This window comes from Sphingobium sp. TomTYG65 (genome assembly GCF_055395525.1).
In genome coordinates this window covers 48,361-69,095 of record NZ_AP027332.1, presented here as the reverse complement: position 1 = coordinate 69,095, position 20,735 = coordinate 48,361, and the positions used below count along the sequence as shown (strand labels likewise).

Sequence of the window (20,735 nt, the reverse complement as noted above, 5' to 3'; positions counted from 1 at the left end):
AGCATATCATCGGGCGCGTGGCAAGACCCCATTTCTGCAATAAGCTCTTGATTCTAGGTCAATATGAAGTTGATCTGACGTCACTATTTGGTTTCCATCGCGTCAACCAAAGACACTGCGGCGTGTTCAATTACATAGTCGATCAGCATCACTGTGACGGCTTGGGCGTCGCTGATCTCCTGGCCCAGATGCTCGGCGATGATCGCCTTGTGCTGCTGGAATGTTTCATGATCCGCCTCCGTCAGATCGAGCCGCACCGGCAAGGTTGCGTCACCGCTGGTGACGACGAGATAATCTCTGAGGTCGGTTGCCGAAGTCTGGGTGATCGCGCGGTTATGATTATGAAGTCGATCGGTGATGATGGAACTGACCGCATCCTCCTTTTTTGTTTCCGCCGAGAAGAGCTTGAAGCTGGCGATGGCCAGTCCATGAAGGGGAACTGAGATCTCGAACTTCAACACGACTTTACCCGATGTCATTCTCAGTCCCTACATCCATTAGTGATATTATAGTCTATTGTCTGAGCACCATGCCAGCATGTGTCTCCGGCCCGATTCGGTTCAGAACTACATCGCCCTGCACAGCTCTGATATTCGGTCCCGAATGCTCGGACAAGCCGTCCCGGTGGCCAGGACATCCGTCTTAACCTTCGGGACAAGCTGTCCCGGCTCCAAGGACGCATGACGACTTAAGGCCGCCTGAACAGAGTTTTTTTCTCGACCCTACATCTATCGGGTCGGCTTTCCATTGGCGAATGAAATCCGACCGCCGCAATCTCCTTCTCGGCACACATGATGTGCCGTCCTTCAATAAGGAATTGCTCATGCAGTCTCTCAAGAAATTCGCTCAAAGGGGCGAAGTCGCAGCGCTTGGCCTGGCCACCTGCGTTGTTGGCATTGCGGCCATGGCCTCCCCTGCCCTGGCCGGCGCTGACGCCACCTTCGACACCGCCCTCAATCAGTTCACCGGCTTTCTCGAGGGCTCGGGTGGCAAGATCATCACCGTCCTGTCTTTGGCGGGCGGCATCGTTGGCTTGGCCAGCGGCCGCTTCAGCCTTGCCCAGGTCGCCATCCCCGTGGGCGTCGGCGTGGGTGCCGGAACCGGGATTCCGATCGTCACCTCGACCGTGACCGCAACAATCTAAGGCGCTTTGGCAGGACCGGGAATAGCAGCACCGGCACTGCCATTTTGGGGGGTGGTGTTATGGCCCAGGGCAAATATGTCATACCTTCTCATCTAGACGATCCTGAACTGATCGGATTGTGGACACTGGATGAGTTCCTGGCGATGGTGGCCCCGTTCATCTGGGGGATCCTGTCTCAGCACATCATCATCGGCATAGCGTCTGGCGGCGCTGCATGGTGGGGATTACGAAAGGCTAAGGCAGGCCGCACCGCCTCATGGCTTTTGCACTGGGCCTATTGGCATCTTCCGGCCGGGCTTACTGGCCTTAGAGCCACACCACCTTCCTACCTCCGCCTGATGGCAGGCTGATATGGACCTCTCATTCCAACATTCCCAAGCGCAGCGCATCCTGCGCCAGCGCAACATCCTGGCAGCAACCAGCGTCGCTTTGAGCGGTCTCGCCCTCGTGATGGTGTTCATCAGCATGTCACGTGACCGCGAAATCATTCTGCAACCTGTACTGCGCTCTCCAGTGACGGTGAGCAGCGCCGGTGTCAGCCGGGAATATCTCGAGATGATCACGCGCGATGTCGTGGTGCTAACGCTCGATCGCAGCCCGCAGAATCTCGACTATTGGATGAAAGCAGTGCTCGATATCACAGCGCCGCGCGTCCACGGCAAGATCAAGGCCGATCTCCTCAAAATTGTGGAGGAACAACGCGGGTCCTCGATTGCGCAGTTCTTCACCATCCAGTCGATGAAGCTCGACCCTGCCGGTCTGCACTCGGAGGTGGCAGGCGATCTCACGACCATCGTCGGCAGCAAGGTCGTTTCCAGGCAGCCGCGCACATTCCGCTACGACTGGGAATATTCAGGCCTGAGCTTGAAGCTGATCGGCTTCGGCGTCGTGGAAAAAGAAGAAGTCAAGTATTGATGATGTCCTATTTTGCCTTCGGCAGCGCCGCGACGGGCGCCGCCCTGCTGTCGCGCCCATGCATCGGTCGCCGGACGATCGGCGCGTCCTTGTTGCTGATCGCCGCTGCGTTCGCAGTGCCGTCCGCTTGGGCGGACCAAAATATCGTCGCCGACGATAGTGCGCAGGTCGATTGCCAGGCTTCGGCCAAGGATCTGACCCGCATCAGCCTGGTGGAAGACGAATTCGCCAGCGTCTCCAAAATCTCGACCGGCAATAGCACGGATGATTTTTCAGTGGTCAATGAACCGGTGCGCGGCGACATTTATCTCTCGGTGCCCGACGGGTTCAAGCGGCCGATGCTCTCCTTCTTCGGCGCCAGCAAGCGCGGCTATGTCTACAAATTCGCGTGCCGCATCGCGGGCGACGAGGCCGTGCAACTGTTCGTCTCCAATCCCGCCATTGCGCGGGAGAAGGCGGCCGAAGCGGCACCCGGCGACGGGGCGCCCGATCCCCAGGAAGCCGCCGTGCAGTTGATGCAGGCCATGTATGCGGGCGGCGCGACGGCCGGCTATGACATGCTCCAGCGCTCGCTGCGGCCCGTCTATGTAGGCGACCTAAAGGTTCAGATGATCGCGGAATATCGCGGCGCCGACCTTACGGGCAAGGTGCTACGCATCGAGAATAAGGGCAAAGCGCCCATTGAACTTAATGAAGCGACCGTCGCGCCAGCCAGCGCGCTCGCCGTTTCGATCGCGCAGCCCAAGCTCGCTCCAGGCAAGGTCACGACCGCCTATCTCGTATCGCAAAATGGGAGGCCATGATGGCGCTCGCCGATCTCTTTTCGCGTAAAGTCAAATCCGCCATTCCGCCAAGCGACGGCGTATCGCCCGTCGCAGCTGACCTCCAGGCCAACGAGAATGTGCGGCGCAAGCAAATGACCCTGCTCGCCGGGGTTGCGGGCGTCGGCCTCATCGCATCCTGCTTCTGGATCTTCAGCGACGACAAAAAGGCGGACGAGGTCGAAACGGGCAGCGTCACGGATGTCGATGTCTCCACCAAGGATCTCGTGAACCGCAACCTCTCCCAGCAAGAGTGGATGGCGATGTCGGAGAACCAGTTTCAAGCCCAGGAAAATCAGCTCAAAGCCGTTGGCGGCCAGCAGGAGCGCATGGACGCGCTGACGGCGCAAGTAGAGGCATTGAAAGGACAGAACCAGGCCATGCAGGCCGACGGGCAGCGGGTGCTCTCTGCCTATCAGGCTGAGAATGATCAGCTGCGCCGTCAAGTCTCCCAAGCGCGGCCTGCACCAGCAGCAGGGCCCGGAGCCCTTTATGGCCCTGGCGGCACGCAGGCCTACCAGCGGCCTGAGGGCTCCCAAGGCAACGGCGCGCCCTTAGCGGTCGGCCGCGCCAATGAAGTGAAGATGGTGAGCTTCGCTGGCGGCGAGGGCGGGACGGCTTCCAAGGTCGAGAGGGGTAATACCGTCTATACCGACAGTCCCAACTATCTTCCGCCCAACAGCTTTGCGCGGGCGCGCGTGATCGTTGGCGTTGATGCCAGCGCCGGGGTCAACAGCCAGACCGATCCACTGCCGGTGGTCCTGCGCGTCACGGGCCCCGCTCGCTCGGTCTTTGCCAATGGCAAGCTGCTCACGACCAAGATCGAGGGCTGCCTCGTCAATGGCGCGGCGCGCGGCGATCTCTCGAGCGAGAAGGTCTATGTGAAGCTCCAGAAAATGACCTGTCCGCAGCCCGGCGGCCGCTATGCTGTGTCAGAGGTGAAGGGCTTCATCGCTTTTGCAGGCAAGACCGGCGTGCGCGGCCGCGTCGTGTCGCGCGAAGGATCGCTGGTCACCCAGGCATTCCTCGCCGGCATGATGGGCGGCTTTGGCCGGGGCTTCTCCGCCAACAGCAACAGCATCTTCCAGGGCACCAACATCTCAACCGACGGCAAACGGCCTAAGCTCTCCACCGGCGATATTCTCGAAGGCGGCATTGGCGAGGGCGTCGCCCAGACCGGCGACATGGTGTCCAAATATCTGATCGAACGGGCCGAACAATATCAGCCGGTGATCGAGATGCCGACCGGCATCGATGTCGAGATTGTCTTCCTGGAGGGTGTCTATGTCCGCAACTAAGCTGGTTCGCCGGATGGGCGGGCTTGTCCGTCCCTCGCGCGTCGTCATCGCCGCGTCCGCCTGCGTTGGCCTTGCCAGCCTCGCCCTTGCCGCTGACGTTAGCAACGAGAGCAGCGCGGTCCGGGCCTTACTGAAAGCTCGGCTCCCCAAGACAGCGGTGAGCGGCGTCGATTGCACCAAGATCCGGGGCCTGTGCGAAGTGACCGCCGGCTCCAACCTCTTCTATGTGGATGGCTCAGCGCGGTATCTCATCATCGGCCGCGTCTATGACATGGAAACGCGGCAGGACATTACAGCGGCGCGCCTGCTCGAAATGAACCCCGACATGCTGGTGGGCGCTGCTGCGTCCGCCAATGCGGCGGCGACCAGCGGCGAGGTACAAAAGGCCGCTGCAGACGCTGCGCGCGGCGACAATGTCGTGCCCGACTCCCCGCGCATCCTGCCGCTCGCCGAACTGCCCAAGGAGGGCGCGATCGTCTGGGGCCATAGCGCCGCACCTTCGGTGACCGTCTTCTCGGATTTTCGCTGCAGCTATTGCCGTGCGCTCTCTACCGTCCTGCGCGCGATGAACGTTCGGGTGATCGAGCGCCCCATTTCCTCGCTTGGCAGCCGCGATCTCTCCGACCGCGTCTATTGCGCGAAGAACAGGGAAGAAGCGCTGCACGCGGCCTATGCCGGCGAGCCGATCAAGGCCGGTCCCGCCTGCGATACCAGCGGGCTCGACGCCAATGAAGCCTTCGCGCGCAAACATGGTCTTAACGGCACGCCCGTGATCGTGCGCAGCGATGGCGCCGTGCTCGAGGGCTATCGGCCGAGGCCCTTCCTCGAGAAATGGCTGAAGGAAGGCCGGTCATGATGCGCCCTAATAAGCCACGCCCTTTTAGCTGGCCGCAGGCCCTCGCCGGTCTCTTCGCCATCACCACCCTGTCCGGCTGCGTTGGCCTTAGCGGCAACATCAAGGGCAGCTTTGCCTGCCAGGCCCCCGATGGCATCTGTGCGCCGAGCGCCGTGATCGATGATCGCGCCCTTCGCCTGATCAGCGACGATCCCTCGGCCACGCCGGCACCCGCCGGGACGTACCGGCCAGAGGGTAAGCCTCCAACGGCAAAAAGCACATCGGCGGCACGGGTCGCCGCTGTTCAGCCGGTGCGCGGCCCGGTCAGCACAACGCCCGGCCGCTCGAATGAGCGGGTGCTGCGGATCGTCTTTCCTGCCCATATTGATGCGCGCGGGCGGCTGCACGAGGCGAGCGCTGTTCATGCCGTCGTTTCCCAAGGCGAATGGCTGACATCGACCGACGATAACGCGGCGCCGACCCGCAATGCGATGTCCGCCGCACCGGACATGCCGAGCCTCGCTGAAGCACTGGCCAGCAAAGAGGCTGCGCCTTTGGAGGTTGATCCAAACTTGCCCGATCCGGCCGTTGTGGCGGCAGCGCGGGCGCGCAAGGCCGATCCGGTCGCGGCCATTAAGGCGGAGGTCGCAGGGCGGCTGAGGCCTTCGCCGCGGTCTGCGGCCGATGATGTCGCGCCATCTACGGGCGGGCAGTCCACAATATCTGCAGCCGAGCAGCCGACAACCGCCGCTGTTCGGACGACCGTGCAGGCAGCCTCCTTCCCCGCAGCGGTTGCGGAGGACAACTGATGCCAGGACTATTTCAGCGCCTGATGACCAATATGCTCGGCGATACCGATAAGCCTGATGCGGATCGGCCGGACATTGGCGTGCCGATGCTCGCCCATTGGCTCCCCTATCGCAGCTATGATCCCAAGACGGGCATCTTCTACAACAGCGCTTCACGCGGCTTTGTGCTGGAGGTCGCGCCGATGGTGGGCGCAGACGAACGCACCGGCGAGATCCTATCGCAGTTCATCTCCGAAGCCATTCCTACGCCTGGCTGTCTCCAGTTCCACCAATGGATGTCGCCGCGTGTGGGGGAACATCTCTCCAGATGGAATGTCCCCCGCTATCTTGCCCGCGGCGTTTATGAACGCATGGCCAAGCACCGGGTCGAATTTCTGACCGAGGGCGTCTGGTCCTCGCTGTCGGCCGACGCGCCCTTTTATCTGCGCGATCATCGCGTGGCGATATCTTATTCCACACCGGAATCCTCGGGCGAGTCCAATGAGGAGATTATAGGCGTGATGGAGGGGATGATCTCCGCCCTCGCCTCGATCAACGTCACTGCCCGCAAAATGGACCCGGTGAAGCTCATCGCCTGGATCGACGATCTCACCTCGCCCACCACCGCGCCCGGCGACGATGCCGTGAGCTACAGCCCCTATGACAGCATTGCCGACCAAGCCATCCGCCGCGACATCGAGATGCGGATCGAGGCGGACAAAATCCTGCTGCGTACCGAGCGCTTCCGCCCGACCGGCAAGGAGGTCGACGGCACGCCCGAGATCGGCGAAATCTACCCCGACACCTTCGACGTCCGCTCCTTTTCTGTACGCAACCTCCCCCAGCGCTGGGCGCCCTGGGACATGACCCGCCTCATCGGCGACATGTTCACCGACAAGCTGCGCATGCCCTGCCCCGTTGCCACCAATCTTTGCATCGATTTTCCCGATGTGGAGGCCGCATCGAGCAAGGCCGGCATGAAATATATGCGCACCACCAGCCTTGCGGACAGCAAATCGGCAAGATTCCTGCCCCAGCTCAAGGAGCAGAGCCAGGAATGGGCGCGGGTAAATGATGAGCTCAAGCAAGGCAGCAAGCTTGTCAAACTCTTCTATTCGGTCACTGCCTTCTCGCCCCAGGGCAAGGGCGATGCCAATGAGCGGGTCCTAAAATCGGTCTACCGCGCCTGTGGCTGGGATCTGCTCGACGACCGCTATCTCCAGATCATGGGCCTGCTCTGCGCCATGCCGATGACGATGGCGAACGGGCTGTCCAAGGATCTCATGCGCATGAAGCGGATGCGCACCCAGCTGACCAGCACCGCTGCGAACCTGGCGCCGATCCAGGGCGAATATCTGGGCGGCCATGTGCCCCATATGCTGCTGATCGGCAGGCGCGGGCAGCCCTTTTTCTGGTCCCCCTTCGAAAATGCCGCGGGCAACCATAATGTCGCAGTGTTCGGCAAATCCGGCTCGGGCAAATCGGTTGCGCTTCAGGAACTCTGCGCATCGCTCTGCGGCGCGGGCGCGCGCGTGGTCGTGATCGACGATGGCCGGTCCTTTGAGCATAGCGCCAAGCTCCAGGGCGGCGCCTTTGTCGAGTTCACCATGTCGTCGGGCTTTTGCCTCAATCCCTTCAGCATGATCGATGCCGAGCTCGCCGCGCGCGACGAGGATTATCTGCTCGACTGCATGGCGATGCTGAAGGCGATCATGAACCAGATGGCCCGGCATATCGACACCCTGAATGACACCGAACGCGGGCTGATCGATGGCGCGGTCAATGAAGTCTGGGAAGCCCGAGGCCGGGATGGGTCCATCGACGCGGTGATCGGGGCGCTCGAGCAGACCGGCAATGTGCTCGCCACCAATCTCGCCATCGCCATGCGGCCCTTCTCATCGAAGGGCACATATGCGAAATTTTTCGAGGGCGAGGCATCGTTCGAACTGTCAGCGCAGCTGACCGTCTTCGAGCTTTCGGATCTTTCCACCCGCGAGGAACTGCGCAGCGTCGTCCTGACCGCGATCATGTTCATGGCGCAGCAGATGATGCGCAAGGTCGATCGCGCCGTTCCCAAAGCCCTGCTCCTGGACGAAGCCTGGCAATTGTTGCGCGGTGGCGCGATGGCCGACTTTATCGAAACCTATGCGCGCACCTGCCGGAAATATGGCGCGTCGCTGGTAACAGCAACCCAGTCGCTCAACGACTATTATAAGTCGGCAGGTTCCATTGCTGCGCTGGAAAATAGCGACTGGTTCGTAATCCTCCAGCAGAAGCCGGAAACCATTGCCGACTTCAAGAAGCATGATCGCTTCGAGATGGACGATTATACCGACGCCTTGCTGCGATCGTTGAAGCGCAACGGCTTTGAATATTCCGACGTCATGATCAAGGGACCCGACACTTTGGCGGTTGGCCGCCTGGTGCTCGACCCCTATTCGGCCACCCTCTTCTCCTCGAGCCCGAAGACCTTCGCCGCGATCGAGAGAATGATGCAGGACGGGCTCACCATGGAGGAGGCGATCGAACGCATCGCTTATCCCGACAGCCCGGACAAATGGACCGGCGGCAGCGCGGCGCCGCTGGCCCTGGCGGCGGAGTGACGGCCATGGCGATCCCTTTCGACCAGCCACGGTCCTTTGATTGGCGGCACACCGCTTATTATCTGCTGCACCTCTCGGGCACGATCACATCCACGCTGCTGATGAGCTGGGGCCTTCTTGTCCTTTTCTTCCTGATGCTGGGCGACTTCAGCTTCGATGGGCTGATGCACCAGCTGCATAATCTAACCTCGCGCTACATGGCCGCCGATCGCGAGCGCGCGACTGCCTTCTTCGCATTGATTGCCGGCGTCCAGCTGTTCCTTCTCGCCTGCCTCCTTCTTCTCCGCCGCCATTCGATCGTGCCGCGCCGCGCAGCGCGCAGGAGCCATATCCATGTCTGAACAAGACCAACTGCACCTGCCTCACATCCCCATTGCTGCTGCTCCTACCGCACCGAAGCTTCAGCAAAGCCGACAGACAGCGTTTGCCGGTCTCAGCCGCTCCCAGATCGCTGCTGGCACGCTCATCCTGGGCACCGCCATCTGGGGCATGTGGGTGACCAAGACGCTGGTCACGCCCAAACAGGACCATATCGTCTCCGCCCGGCTCTCCGCGATCGTGGGCGATTATGTGCAGGCGCAAGCCCGTTCCGCCACGCCGGCTCCCCAGGTCGAGGGGGAGATGCGCCGTTTCATGGCGGCGCTCGACAAGGAAATGCAGCGACGCTCCGACAAAGGCGAGATCATCATGGTGGGAGAAGCGGTGCTGACCAAAAATGTGCCAGACATCACCGACAGCATCAAAAAGGCGGTCTATGCCTCGGGCATCGCCTATCCGCGCCAGGCGTCGGCTCAAGACATGCAGGCGCTGGCCCGGCAGACGGGCGCCCTACCCGCCCCCACCGCAGCACCGCCACCGGCGGTCCCAGCTGCCCCGATCGCGATGACGGGGGAGGATGCCGCCGCGTCGGCTTTGGCCCCACTCCCTGCCGGCTCTGCCCCAGCTCCCGCTTTTGGAGGCTATGATGGCGCAAGCGGCCAGTGACATGCCCGCTGCCGGTTGGCGTCCGCGTTGGCATCTGTGGGGCGCGTTAGGGCTCAGCCTGGTGGCGATCGGCGGCTATCGGGCAATCAGCGAGTGGCGCGACGCCCATGCGTTGTTGATCAACCGCACCGACTCTCTGCCGAACTGGGCGTTCGTCATCCACAGAGCCACGACCCCGCTGCGGGGCGATTACGTCTTCTTCACCCCGCCGAAAACGGCGCTGGTGCGCCGGCATTTTGGGGAGCAAGCGCAGCCCTTCGGCAAGCGCGTCTATGGCATGCCCGGCGACATCGTCAGCCATGACGGCGCCACCGTCACCATCAATGGCAAGCCCGTTGCCCGCATGAAGCCTGCGACGCGGTGGGGTGAAATGCTGACGCCCGGCGCGACCGGGCCGATACCGCAAGGCTGCTACTATGTCGGGACACCGCACAAAGATGGTTTCGATAGCCGTTATGCGGATATCGGCTTTGTCTGTGCGCGGCAGATCATCGGCACGGGCTTTCCAATCTTATGAAAGCGATGCTGGCAGGCATGGCTGGGGCGGCTGCGCTCCTTGGCGCGCTGTTCACCGTTGGCCCGATGCGGGGACAGGCCAAGGATTTTGGCCAAGCCGGAGAAAGTTTTCCCATCATCGAACCCGATCTGCTCGCGACGATCGAAGCCCGGCTGAAGCGGGCGGAAGCCACCGGCGAGTTGGCGCGGATGAATGCGCAGTTCGCCAAGCGGGTAGAGGCCAAGGTCCGTCGGCCCCATCCGGTAACTGGCATCACACAGACTGAGCAGCCACGGTCATGGGTCTTTGACCCGACCGTCACGCTGGAGCAGGATATTCGCGACCAGAAGGGCCAGCTCATCGCGGCCGCGGGGCAGCGCATCAATCCGCTCGATTTCGTGCGCATCGCCCAAGAGTTGGTGTTCATCAACGGCGACGATGAAGCACAGATGGCATGGGCAACGGCGCGCTATAGCGATGCCCAAGCCAAGCTCATCCTTGTTGCCGGGTCACCCATTGACGAGATGACCCACCGCCAGCGCCGCTTTTATTTCGATCAGGAGGGGCGCCTCACGACCAGGTTTGGCATCGAGCATGTCCCGGCAGTGGTGAAGCCTGCGGGCAAGGTCATGCGCGTAAGTGAGATTGCGCTTCCCAAAGAGAAGGCGAGCTAATGCCGCTTTGGCTAGACCTGCTGCGCACACCGATGGCAGCGCGAGAGACGCGCCGCCTTCGGCGCATGCGCTTGGGCTGGCAGATCCTCTGCCTCTTCACCGCTGTAGCCGTCAGCCTGATAGCGCCACTGCGTGCCCTGTTGGGCCAAGCCGCCCCGTGCATCGCCGCAGCGCTGATCGCACTGACGCTGATCCAGAGCGTGATCTACTGGGTCGCCAAGCAGCGGGCGGACAGCGCCACCCTCGATCTTCGGGAGAAGTCCGAATGATCAGGCTGCATCAGCGCGGCATCCTGCTCGTCGCGGCGCTCCTGCTCGGATCCATCCTGTCGCCAGCAGCGCAGGCAGCGCCCACCTGCAACGGGAAGTTCGTCAATCCGATCACGGACGTCTGCTGGTCCTGCCTATTCCCCTTGTCCGTCGGGGGCCTCAAAATCTGGCCCGGCGGTCGGCCCGACGCGTCGAACCCCTCCTCGCCGATCTGCGCGTGCAGCGATCCGATCCCGCGCGTGGGTATCTCAGTCGGCTTCTGGGAACCGGCGCGTCTTGCCGACGTCACCATGAAGCCTTGGTGCTTCCCTAACCTCGGCGGCGTGCGCATCGCGCCGGGCTTCGATATCGGTCAGGGCTATATGGCTGGTCCCTCCATGGTCGGCGGCCGATCGCAGAGCACCGCCAAATGGCACGTCCATTGGTATGTTTATCCGCTGCTCTATTGGATGGAGCTGTTGACCGATTTCGTCTGCTTCGAGCAGGCAAAGTTCGACATCGCCTATATGACCGAGGTCGATCCGCTCTGGCAGGATGACGCGCTCTCCGGCCTCATCAATCCCGAAGCCATCGTCTTTGCCAATCCCATCGCGCAAGCTGCCTGCGCGGCCGACTGCGTGACCGCGACCGCCGCCATGCCGATCGACACGCTATTCTGGTGCGCGGGCTGCCAGGGAGCCATGTATCCCATGAACGGGAACATCCCGTCCTCGATCGGCCATGTCCAGTCCTCCCGCCTCGCCCTCTCGCGCTTTGCCTACAAGATGCATCGGCAGGCGCTCGCCTGGGGAACCATGGGCTCCAAGGGCCTGTGCAGCAAATATGTGATGCCGATCATGCGCAAGCAGCAATATCGCTTCCAGATGGTGAACCCGATCCCGACCGTGTCGGGCCGCTACGCCTGCTCCTCCATCGGCGCTTCGACCATGCCGCCCGGCGCCGGGCGTGCCTACCCCGCCGGCGGCGAGGATATGGGCTATCTCGTGTGGAGAATGAGAAATTGCTGTGTGTTCTGATCGCGCTGTCGCTAATCTGCGGGAGAAGCGCGCGATGAGCGCCTCCTGGGTGCGCGTCGGCATCGGGGTGTTGCTTGGCGTCGGCGGAATCTCTGCCTTGCTTGGCCAGACGGTCGAGGGCATCGACATTCAGGCGATCAAGCGGCGGGCTGCGGGGCTTGAGGGCGACGCCGCCGCGTTCGTCGATCACGTCAAGGATCGCGGCGACGCGTTCCGCGAGGATGCCTTGGCGGTACAGGAGGGCGGCACTGAAAATATGCGCCGTGTCGCGACCAGCGATCTCCCCAATGGACCCAATGGCGCGATCGACTTTGATGCAATCGTTGAGGGCGCCGCCACCAATCTCAACGGCAAAGCCGGTGAAGCGCCGCAGTTCATTGCCTTTGCCAGCCTTTCCATGCCGCCAGCCTCATTGAAGCAGATGGTCCACGACACAGCCAAGGCCGGAGGGATCGTCGTGTTCCGCGGCTTTCCCAACAACAGCATGAAGCGCTTCGCCGCCGAGCTCGCCAAGGTAGTTGATACCAACGACTTCGCCCATATCGGCGTTGATCCCCGGCTGTTCCGCGCCTTCAATGTGCAGGCCGTGCCGACCTATGTCGCGGTGTCATCGGATTTCGACCCCTGCTCGGGCTTCCACTGCATCACGCCGGTTCCGCCCTATGACAGGATGACCGGCAATGTGACGGTGCGCTATGCTTTGGGAAGCTTCGTCGATGGCAATGGGCCAGGCGCCCGGGTCGCGGCGGTGGCGCTCGCCAACATGAAGCGGGAACGGCCATGAAGCGGCTGAAGTCCCTCATCGCCCTGGTGCTGCTCGGCGTTGCCGTGCCCACGCCCGCGCAGATGACCCCACAACAAGCGCGCGAAGAGGGCAAGTCCCTCGGCAACGCGATGAGGAGCGATGAGGCCTGGGTTCCTAAGAATGACGCCCAAGCCATGATCGTGCCGGGCTACCAGGGGACCGACATTCCCGAGGCAGATTATTTCAGCAATCCCGACAGGCTCGCCAATGACGCCCATGCTCTTAAAGGGGCGAGCGAAGCCTATCAGATTGCGACCGACGCCAACAAAAGCCGCCCCACCTTTCCAGGTGACGAGCTCCAGGCCGTCACGGCCAATGCGTCGGCAATCGAGAATGATCCCTCCACCCAGTTGGGCGGCGAGAGCATCAGCGGCGGCAGTGGCGAGTGCAAGCCCCTGCCGGCGGAAGAAAGCCAGATCTATTATGACGCCACCTGTGACACGGGGGTGGTCGTCAATTCGGTGCCATCGGAAACCGTCTATAGCTGCCCCCCTGGTTGGACGCTGGGCGGCGCCACCTGCTCCACGGTCGAAACCGTTCCGGCCAGCATCCGCTATAGCTGCGAGGCAGGCTGGACCTTGAGCGGCGCACAATGTGCGCAGACGCAGCCGGCCAATGTGAGCGCCTATAGCTGCCCGGCAGGCTGGACGCTGAATGGCAGCAGGTGCAGTCGAACCCTCAGCGAGAATGCCAATCAAACGGGGTACATCTGTCCCAACGGCTACAGCCTGGCGGGGTCAGTCTGTCAGAGGACCGTCACCACCGGCGCAACGCCGAGCTACGCCTGTCCGAGCGGCTATTCACTATCGGGCACGAGTTGTACGCGCAATTTCAGCTATGCCGCCACCGCGACTCATAGCTGTGAGCCAGGCTGGACCCTAAATGGCACCACCTGTTCGCGCCAGCTGACGCAGCCCGCCACGCAAAGCTATTCTTGCCCCACCGGCTACAGCTTGGAAAACGGAACCTGCTCCCAAAGCGCCAATTATCAGGCGACCGCCACCTATAGCTGCCCCAGCGGTGGAACGGCCCAGGGTAGCCAGTGCGTCACCACCAACACGACTTCGGCCACGCCCACCTATGCCTGTCCTTATTATTACTACAACCCAGGCACCATGTTCCGGGGCGGCGGTCCCTATTGCGTGCTGCGCAAGGCGGAATTCGCTGGCAAGAAATGCGCGCCCACCGGCACTAATCCCGGGAGTATCGAATTCCTGCGCGAGCAGAAAGCGTCGGGCGATACATTTTGTCTCTATAAGCCGCTCACGACCTATACCTGTCCGAGCGCCGCTTGGAACTTCGATCCCTCCTATAATCAGTGCGTATCGAACGTCGTGCAGAACGGCGTTGTCACCTATACCTGCCCGCAAGGCGGCAGCCTGCAGGGCACCGCCTGTTACCGCAACGATGTGACCGGAGCCTCGGTCACCTATGTCTGCCCTACCGATTACGCCTTGTCCGGCCAGACATGCGTCAAATCCGAATATAAACAGGCTAACGTCCAATATAGCTGTCCGGCCGGCGGGAACGGCTCAGGGACCACTTGCCAAGTCAAAGAGCAAATTGCCGCCTCGGTAAGCTATGCCTGCCCTACGGGCTATCACCTCAATGGCACCAGTTGCTCCCGGACCGACACGCTGCCGGGCACCCCGGTCTATGCTTGTCCAGCCGGCTATTCGCTCAGCGGCACGACCTGCACCAGAACGGAAGATCAGGGAGCGACGCCCATCTATGTCTGCCCGACCGGCTTTGTCCTTTCGGGCTCACAATGCACGGCGACCGTCGCTGCGCAGCCCATCTATTATTGTCCCGCCGATTTCACCCTTTCCGGCCAGACATGCTCACGAACCCACAGCCAGCCCGCCGCGTCACACCAGCAGTGCCCTAAGGGCGCGAACAGCAACCCAGACGGCAGCTGCGCTACGCAGGATCCGCAAAATGACTGCGGCGCCCTTCAAGGCAACCCGCAGTGCAGCTGGAAATATGATAATTGTCTCGACGAGACCCTGTCCGCCGATGGGTGCAAGATGATGGAGAAGGTCTATCGCTGCCCGGTACCGGGCGGAATCGTGCAGCAGCCTCCAAAATATGTGTGCGGCGATGATGTCTATTGCATCAACGGAGACTGCGAAGCGATCAGCCGAGAGGCATCGACCGAGTTCAATGATGCGCTGACGGCGCTGCACGCGATCGACACGGCGGGCAAGGATTTTGACCCCGATGACATGCATGTGTTTCCCGGCACGCGCGACACCTGCCACAAGCCGATCTTCGGTGTGGTCAATTGCTGCGCGGGCAAGGTCTCCGGGCTGCTGCCGCTCGGCATCGGCGGAGCAGCGCTTGCTGGTGCGATCAGCGGCAATGTCGCGGCTCTCGCCGGCGTCGCCACACAGTTCCTCACGACCTTCCTCTGCTCGACCGATGAGAAGATGCTCGATGTAAAGGATCGCATGGGCTTTTGCACCTTCGTGGGCAGCTATTGCTCGAGCAGTGTTCTTGGCGTCTGCAAGACCAAGCGGAAGACCTATTGCTGTTTTGAGAGCAAGCTCTCGCGCATTCTTCAGGAGCAGGGTCGACCGCAGATCAACAAACCGTTCGGCAAACCCAAATCCGAACAGTGCGAAGGCTTCACAGTCGAAGAATTCTCGCGCCTTGATCTCTCGGTGATGGACTTCACCGACGTCTACTCCGACTTCATGGACGCCGCGCGGATGCCTGAAGAAATCGAGACGATGAACGACATTCAACAGAAAATACAGGACTATTATGAACTGCATAGTCAGTGACTTTTGGACATCTGGTCGGGGAAAATCACGCATGAATACCCCGGCAACGCTCTCGATGCTGCTGCTGGCCCTCTCCCCTATCGCAGCGCCGGTGCGCGCACAGGACGCGGGTGCTCATGCCGACACCCAGCGGCCGGACAATGATTTCTACTGCGGTGAACGCCGGCTCGGCCAGTGGTTCTATTGCAGCAAACCCAAGACTCCGGAGAAACAGTCACCGGCAGCGCCACAGGCGAGTGCGGCCGATCGCATGGCGGCGATCACCAGGGAACTGGATGAGCTCAAGGCCAAGGCGATCCTCGACCCGACCGAGGACAATGTAATCGCCTATGTCCGCTTTCAGCGTGAGCAGCTGGACCGAGCCTCAACCTTCTCGGACACCTGGCAGCGCGCGCTCTGGCAGAACCCGGACCTCGACTATACCTTGCAACGCCCGATCAACACGGTGGGCAAGCGGGCTTGGCTCGACAACCGTAGGGCCGATCGCGATGCGGTGCTGACCAATCTTGGCCAGCGGTACGGGCTTTTCTATTTCTACGCGCAGAGCTGCGGCGCCTGCGACATATTCGCGCCGATCCTGCGTTCGGTCGCTGACAGCCACCGCATGGCGGTGATGGCTGTATCCATGGACGGCGGACCCAGCCGTGATTTCCCCAACTATGTCGTTGATACCGGGCAGCGGTCCCGCATGGGCGTGCCGGGCAATGAGACGCCGGCGCTTGTATTGTTCGACACCGCGACCAAGCGCGCCATCCCGGTGGGCTTTGGCATCCTCTCGGGCGACGAGATCATGGACCGGATCTTCATGCTGACCAACACCAAGGTGGGGAGCGACTTCTGATGGCAGAGGGCACCAAGGCCGGCCGGTTCGGTCTCTTCCTCAAAGAGGCGGCATCGGCGGCCGCCATAATAGCTGCCACCCATCTCGCGGTGATTGGCGTCGCCAATGCCAATGTGGCTTCGGAAATGAACAGCTTCTTCAGCGAAGCGGGCGGCGCGGCTAACGTCACCGGTCCGTCCGCCTTTCAGGGCCAGTCCGCTGGCTATTATTCGCTCGGCAATGTCTGGACCCGGTTTCCGCAAAAGAGCGTGTCACCCTTCAACCTCCAGCTTCCAAGCGCTCGCGCCGGCTGCGGCGGCATTGATCTTTTTGCTGGCTCTTTCTCCTTCATCAATGCGTCAGAGATCGTGGCGATGCTCAAGGCGACCGCCAACAATGCACTGGGCTTCGCGTTTAAACTCGCAATCGACTCCGTTTCGCCGGAGATCGGCAAAGTGATGGACGAGTTCAGCCAGAAGGCGCAGCTTCTCAATCAAATGAACATCTCGAGCTGCGAGACGGCGCAGGCGCTGGTCGGCGGCATCTGGTCGACGATGGACACGACCCGCGCGACCATCTGCGAAGCGGTCGGCAATGCCCAAGGCATCTTCTCCGACTGGGCCGCCTCGCGGCAGGGCTGCAACAATGGCGGCAGCCGGGACAGCACGATCGCGGGCAACAGCGATACCGCGATGAAGGATCAGCTCGTCGGCGAAAACCACAATTACACCTGGGAGGCGCTCAAGAAGTCCGCCAAATTTGGCGCCTTCGACCAGGATTTTTCGGAATATGTGATGACGCTGGTAGGCACCATCGTCACCCGTCCGTCCGCGGATTCGAGCGTCGGGGGTAAGGTGGTCATGTTTGGCCCGGCCGAAGAAGCCGTGGTGACCGCCCTGCTCGATGGCACCGACAATGCGCCAGCGGTCAAGGTACTCAAATGCAATGACAGTGATTGCTATGATGTGGGGGAGACCAGGCTCTCGGTTCCGGCGTCTTCGGCCCTGCGGCCGCGCATCCGGCGGATGATCAGCGACATGAGCATCAAGGCTCGGACCAACGGCACATTGACCGCGGCGGAAAAGCAGCTGCTCAACATGGCGACGATCCCGCTCTACAAGATCCTGACCGTGCAGGCCTTCGCGCATAATGCGCTGACCGACGGCGAAATAGAGGCGCTATCTGAAATTGTAGCGGTCGATATCCTCAATGCCATGCTTGATAATATGCTTGACCGGGTCGAGCAGTCGAAGGTCCATTACCAGACGGCGGACCAGGCGACCGCCGAGCAGTGGAAGGCGCAGATCGCCGCCACACGGCAGAAGTTCGGGCAGCGCGAGGTGAAGCTCAACAACAAGCTCCAGCTCACCTATCAGGTGATCAACCGGAGCGTGTTCCTGGAATCGACCCTACAAAACACGATGTCGCCAGGCATGGCGGCAGCGCTCAATTTCTCGCGTGGGCTGAGCGCCCAGGGCGTCCGGTAAAGAGGCGGGGACCATGCTGGAGGTCTTCACGGTCGGCGGCGGGGAATATCTCGTCAACATCTTCAACGCGGTGTCCGCCTGGACCGGAGGCGGCGGCTATCGTTCCCTGATCCGCGTGATCATGGTGATGGGCCTCATCTACTCGCTGCTCGTAGTGGCGTTCACGCTCAACTATAAGGCCTGGCTCAACTGGTTCCTGCAGGCGACCGCCATCTACCTCTGCCTTATGGTGCCCAAGGTCGATATCAAGGTGACTGATCGGGTTAATCCTAGCCTTGCGCCCGCAACGGTCGCCAACGTGCCCCTGGGGCTTGGGGTGCTTGCGAGCTTCACAACCCAGATCGGCGATTATCTGACCCGCACGGCAGAAACCGTGTTCGTGAGCCCGAGCGAGCTCAACTATAGCAGCAATGGCCTGATCTACGGCGCCCGTCTGTTCGAGGCGACGCGCAATTTCAACATCCGCGATGCCGAGTTTTCTGCCAATCTTGACCATTATATGAAGCAGTGCGTCTTTGGCGACATCATGCTCTATCAGAAGTCGCTGACGGATCTTGCCAACGCCACCAACCTCTGGGCCGCGATCGCCTCCGACGCGGAATCCCGGTCGCAGGAATGGCTCGAGAGGAGCGGCGGCACGGTCACACCCTATATCGTGACCTGTAGGCAGGCCTACTCGATGCTGGATGCGCAATGGACGTCCATGATCGAAGCCAATTCGAAGATCTGGGGACTGGAACTCTATCCCAAGCTCTCCGAAGCGGTGGCGCAGGCCAAGCTCCGGAGCGACCTGCCAATCGTCAACCAGGCCTTCACCCAATCAAGCGACGGCTTTGTCGAGACGATGCGGCAAAATACCGCCATCAATGCGTTCATGCAGGCGCGCACCAACATGAGCGGCAGCGCGATCGACGCTTTCGCGCAGACGCGTGCGGATATCCAGGCGCGCAACACCTATAACAGCATCGCGCAGCAGGCGATGACCTGGGTCCCGATCCTCAACGTCGTGCTGACGGTCGTGTTCTTCGCCATGTTCCCGGTCATCTTCCCGCTCTTCCTGATGCCACAGACCGGGCTGTCGGCGCTGAAGGGCTATGCGACGGGGTTCTTTTATCTGGCAGCCTGGGGACCGCTCTATGTCATTCTCCATATGATCTGTATGACGCGAGCCGAAGCTGCCGCCACCGCCGTTGCCAAGGGCGGCATGACGCTTGGCACCTATGCCGGGATCGGTGCGGTCAACGCGGAAACCGCGACCATCGCCGGGTTCATGCTGATGAGCGTGCCATTCCTCGCTGCGGGTCTGGCGCGCGGAGCCATGTCGATTGCCGGGCAGTCCATGTCGATGCTGGCGCCCGCGCAGAATGCGGCCGAGGCGGCGGCGCTGGAAGAAACAACCGGCAACTATGCTTACGGCAATGTAAGCTGGGCCAATCAGACGTCGAACATGCGCCAAAGTGATCAGTGGAACACAGCAGCTTCCTATCAGGCGGGGAGCGCTGCCTCCAGCTGGCGGCATGACAATGGCGGGATCGTATCGAGTTTCGGTAATGGGCAGGAGGTGATCGATACCTCTCATGCCATCTCCCGGCTGTCGTTCACACCGACGGCAAACACAGGATTTGTATCGGAGATGCGGGAGCAGGCGCATGAGGCGCATCGGCAGGCTCAGGCGTACCGAGCGGCTGCAAACGACATTCTCACCAGCACGCACACGGATCGCAGTGCATCCGGCATTTCATCAGAGCGATCGTCCGGGTGGGATACCAGCATGGGGCGGAGTTCGAGCACGTCGATCGAGCAGACCAACCGGCGATCGGGCAGCAGTTCGTCGGGTATCGATCAGCGCAGTTCGACAGGGCTTCATCAGTCGGAAAGCCGTGGGCGGGATTGGTCGACGAACTGGATCGAGCAAATTGGCGGTAACATCGGTGGACATCTCTCGGGTCTGGGTCGAGGCGGCGTAGGTGGTGGCTTCGATGTGCGAGCTGGCATGAGTGCGAACCAGAATGACCAGATGAGCCAAGGTTTCAAAGAGACCCGGTCTAGCGACGAGTCGAGCAGTTCGGTCAGTGGCGTCCGCGATGAGCATTCGATCGGCAACAACGCCTCAGTGTCGGATGGAACATATGAAAAGGGCGGGACCTTCGCTCGCGCATCAACTACCAGTTCAACGTCGCAAGGCCGCGAAGACGCGCTCTCTCGCGCCCGATCCTACCAAGAATCGGCCGAGAAGCTGGAAGAATTGTCGCAGCAACTTTCTCGCGACGCGAGCTATGCTGAGACGCACGGGATGCAGCTCAGCGAAAACCTCAGTCAGGAACTGGCTCAATGGTATCGAAAGGAACAGATGAACAATCCAGGCCTCGATGCGCCGGAACTGTGGGCGACAGACCTGACTGACCATCAACGCACGGTGCGGGATGGCATGATCAGCCGGTGGATGGGGGAGAAGCAGCACGCTATCCGAGCCGAAGTACAAGACCGCCTTCATGACCCGAATATAGTTGAGGTTCCGCATCGTAGCGCGGGTGGCTTTGACGACGTAAGGGAGAGCTATCACCCGCAAGGCGTAGCCCGCTTGCCGCCAGGGCCGGCTCTGGGTAATCCCGATGCGGCAGCCACTATCATCGCAAAGGGGAAGGTGTCTCACGCGGCTGATGACGCGGCTGCCATAGCTGGCCGGGCTCAGCACATTCAAGCGGGAGCGGACATTCAGGGCAACGTAGGCAGGGAAACGAGCCGCAAATTCTTCCAGGCACCCCCGCCTGGCGAATAATACCTATCGGACGAGGTAGAAATACAAGACGACCGCAGCGAACAAGCTGAGCGCCAAGGCATGCACAACGATATCGAACAACGTGAACGCCCGATCGGAAGCTCCCCTGCCAGCTTTGTCAATCGGAGCCGGGGTATCAAGGAGTCGTACGATCGGGGCCGGACTGTTCTTCGTCATCAGATATGTTTCAACATCGAGCATCGCACAAATCTCCG

At 61.4% G+C, this 20,735-nt stretch carries 19 protein-coding genes and 1 pseudogene; 19 read left to right on the top strand and 1 reads right to left on the bottom strand.

Annotated elements, in window-relative coordinates:
* Positions 1-83 precede the first annotated feature (83 nt).
* On the bottom strand, positions 84-461 hold the full coding sequence (locus tag ACZ5Y5_RS19935; protein ID WP_464811829.1) for a hypothetical protein: 378 nt from the start codon (positions 459-461) through the stop codon (positions 84-86).
* 443 nt (positions 462-904) lie between these two features.
* Here ACZ5Y5_RS19935 and ACZ5Y5_RS19930 point away from each other — a divergent pair, with 443 nt between their 5' ends.
* The 19 genes and pseudogenes from ACZ5Y5_RS19930 (at position 905) to ACZ5Y5_RS19840 (ending at position 20,520) form a co-directional block, all read left to right on the top strand.
* Positions 905-1,144: a hypothetical protein gene (locus ACZ5Y5_RS19930; RefSeq protein WP_443019163.1), complete on the top strand. Its 240-nt coding sequence runs from the start codon at positions 905-907 to the stop codon at positions 1,142-1,144.
* A gap of 59 nt (positions 1,145-1,203) precedes the next feature.
* On the top strand, positions 1,204-1,494 hold the full coding sequence (gene traL, locus ACZ5Y5_RS19925; protein WP_464811828.1) for a type IV conjugative transfer system protein TraL: 291 nt from the start codon (positions 1,204-1,206) through the stop codon (positions 1,492-1,494).
* Position 1,495: 1 nt separating this feature from the next.
* Positions 1,496-2,059 (top strand): type IV conjugative transfer system protein TraE, encoded by a 564-nt coding sequence (locus ACZ5Y5_RS19920; protein ID WP_464811827.1) that lies wholly within the window; start codon positions 1,496-1,498, stop codon positions 2,057-2,059.
* A complete protein-coding gene (locus tag ACZ5Y5_RS19915; protein WP_464811826.1) occupies positions 2,059-2,862 on the top strand; it encodes a type-F conjugative transfer system secretin TraK in 804 nt (267 codons plus the stop codon). The genes ACZ5Y5_RS19920 and ACZ5Y5_RS19915 overlap by 1 nt, the downstream gene beginning before the upstream one ends.
* Entirely contained in the window at positions 2,862-4,178 is a 1,317-nt protein-coding gene (locus ACZ5Y5_RS19910) for a TraB/VirB10 family protein (RefSeq protein WP_464811825.1), read from the top strand. The genes ACZ5Y5_RS19915 and ACZ5Y5_RS19910 overlap by 1 nt, the downstream gene beginning before the upstream one ends.
* Positions 4,165-5,034 carry a DsbC family protein gene (locus ACZ5Y5_RS19905; RefSeq protein ID WP_464811824.1) on the top strand — a complete coding sequence of 290 codons (870 nt, stop codon included), beginning with the start codon at positions 4,165-4,167 and terminating at the stop codon, positions 5,032-5,034. The genes ACZ5Y5_RS19910 and ACZ5Y5_RS19905 overlap by 14 nt, the downstream gene beginning before the upstream one ends.
* The gene (locus tag ACZ5Y5_RS19900) at positions 5,031-5,822 is read left to right on the top strand and encodes a TraV family lipoprotein (protein WP_464811823.1); all 792 of its coding nucleotides are present in this window, start codon (positions 5,031-5,033) and stop codon (positions 5,820-5,822) included. Before ACZ5Y5_RS19905 ends, ACZ5Y5_RS19900 begins: the two co-directional genes overlap by 4 nt.
* The gene (gene traC, locus ACZ5Y5_RS19895; protein WP_464811822.1) at positions 5,822-8,404 is read left to right on the top strand and encodes a type IV secretion system protein TraC; all 2,583 of its coding nucleotides are present in this window, start codon (positions 5,822-5,824) and stop codon (positions 8,402-8,404) included. Before ACZ5Y5_RS19900 ends, traC begins: the two co-directional genes overlap by 1 nt.
* A gap of 5 nt (positions 8,405-8,409) precedes the next feature.
* Entirely contained in the window at positions 8,410-8,745 is a 336-nt protein-coding gene (locus ACZ5Y5_RS19890) for a hypothetical protein (RefSeq protein WP_464811821.1), read from the top strand.
* Positions 8,738-9,388, top strand: a complete 651-nt coding sequence (locus ACZ5Y5_RS19885; RefSeq protein ID WP_464811820.1) for a type-F conjugative transfer system protein TrbI — start codon at positions 8,738-8,740, stop codon at positions 9,386-9,388. The genes ACZ5Y5_RS19890 and ACZ5Y5_RS19885 overlap by 8 nt, the downstream gene beginning before the upstream one ends.
* Complete coding sequence (locus ACZ5Y5_RS19880; protein ID WP_464811819.1) at positions 9,369-9,905, top strand: S26 family signal peptidase; 537 nt, start codon at positions 9,369-9,371, stop codon at positions 9,903-9,905. The genes ACZ5Y5_RS19885 and ACZ5Y5_RS19880 overlap by 20 nt, the downstream gene beginning before the upstream one ends.
* On the top strand, positions 9,902-10,558 hold the full coding sequence (traW, locus tag ACZ5Y5_RS19875) for a type-F conjugative transfer system protein TraW (RefSeq protein WP_464811818.1): 657 nt from the start codon (positions 9,902-9,904) through the stop codon (positions 10,556-10,558). The genes ACZ5Y5_RS19880 and traW overlap by 4 nt, the downstream gene beginning before the upstream one ends.
* Positions 10,558-10,827, top strand: a complete 270-nt coding sequence (locus ACZ5Y5_RS19870; RefSeq protein ID WP_464811817.1) for a hypothetical protein — start codon at positions 10,558-10,560, stop codon at positions 10,825-10,827. Before traW ends, ACZ5Y5_RS19870 begins: the two co-directional genes overlap by 1 nt.
* Positions 10,824-11,843, top strand: a complete 1,020-nt coding sequence (gene traU, locus ACZ5Y5_RS19865) for a conjugal transfer pilus assembly protein TraU (protein WP_464811816.1) — start codon at positions 10,824-10,826, stop codon at positions 11,841-11,843. The genes ACZ5Y5_RS19870 and traU overlap by 4 nt, the downstream gene beginning before the upstream one ends.
* A 34-nt stretch (positions 11,844-11,877) precedes the next feature.
* The gene (gene trbC / locus ACZ5Y5_RS19860; protein WP_464811815.1) at positions 11,878-12,627 is read left to right on the top strand and encodes a type-F conjugative transfer system pilin assembly protein TrbC; all 750 of its coding nucleotides are present in this window, start codon (positions 11,878-11,880) and stop codon (positions 12,625-12,627) included.
* 1,937 nt (positions 12,628-14,564) lie between these two features.
* Positions 14,565-15,434, top strand: a pseudogene (locus ACZ5Y5_RS19855) (conjugal transfer protein TraN); the annotation flags it as partial.
* A gap of 31 nt (positions 15,435-15,465) precedes the next feature.
* The gene (locus tag ACZ5Y5_RS19850; protein ID WP_464811814.1) at positions 15,466-16,275 is read left to right on the top strand and encodes a conjugal transfer protein TraF; all 810 of its coding nucleotides are present in this window, start codon (positions 15,466-15,468) and stop codon (positions 16,273-16,275) included.
* Positions 16,276-16,340: 65 nt separating this feature from the next.
* Entirely contained in the window at positions 16,341-17,741 is a 1,401-nt protein-coding gene (locus ACZ5Y5_RS19845; RefSeq protein WP_464811909.1) for a conjugal transfer protein TraH, read from the top strand.
* 13 nt (positions 17,742-17,754) lie between these two features.
* Positions 17,755-20,520, top strand: a complete 2,766-nt coding sequence (locus ACZ5Y5_RS19840) for a conjugal transfer protein TraG N-terminal domain-containing protein (RefSeq protein ID WP_464811813.1) — start codon at positions 17,755-17,757, stop codon at positions 20,518-20,520.
* The last annotated feature ends 215 nt before the right edge of the window (positions 20,521-20,735 follow it).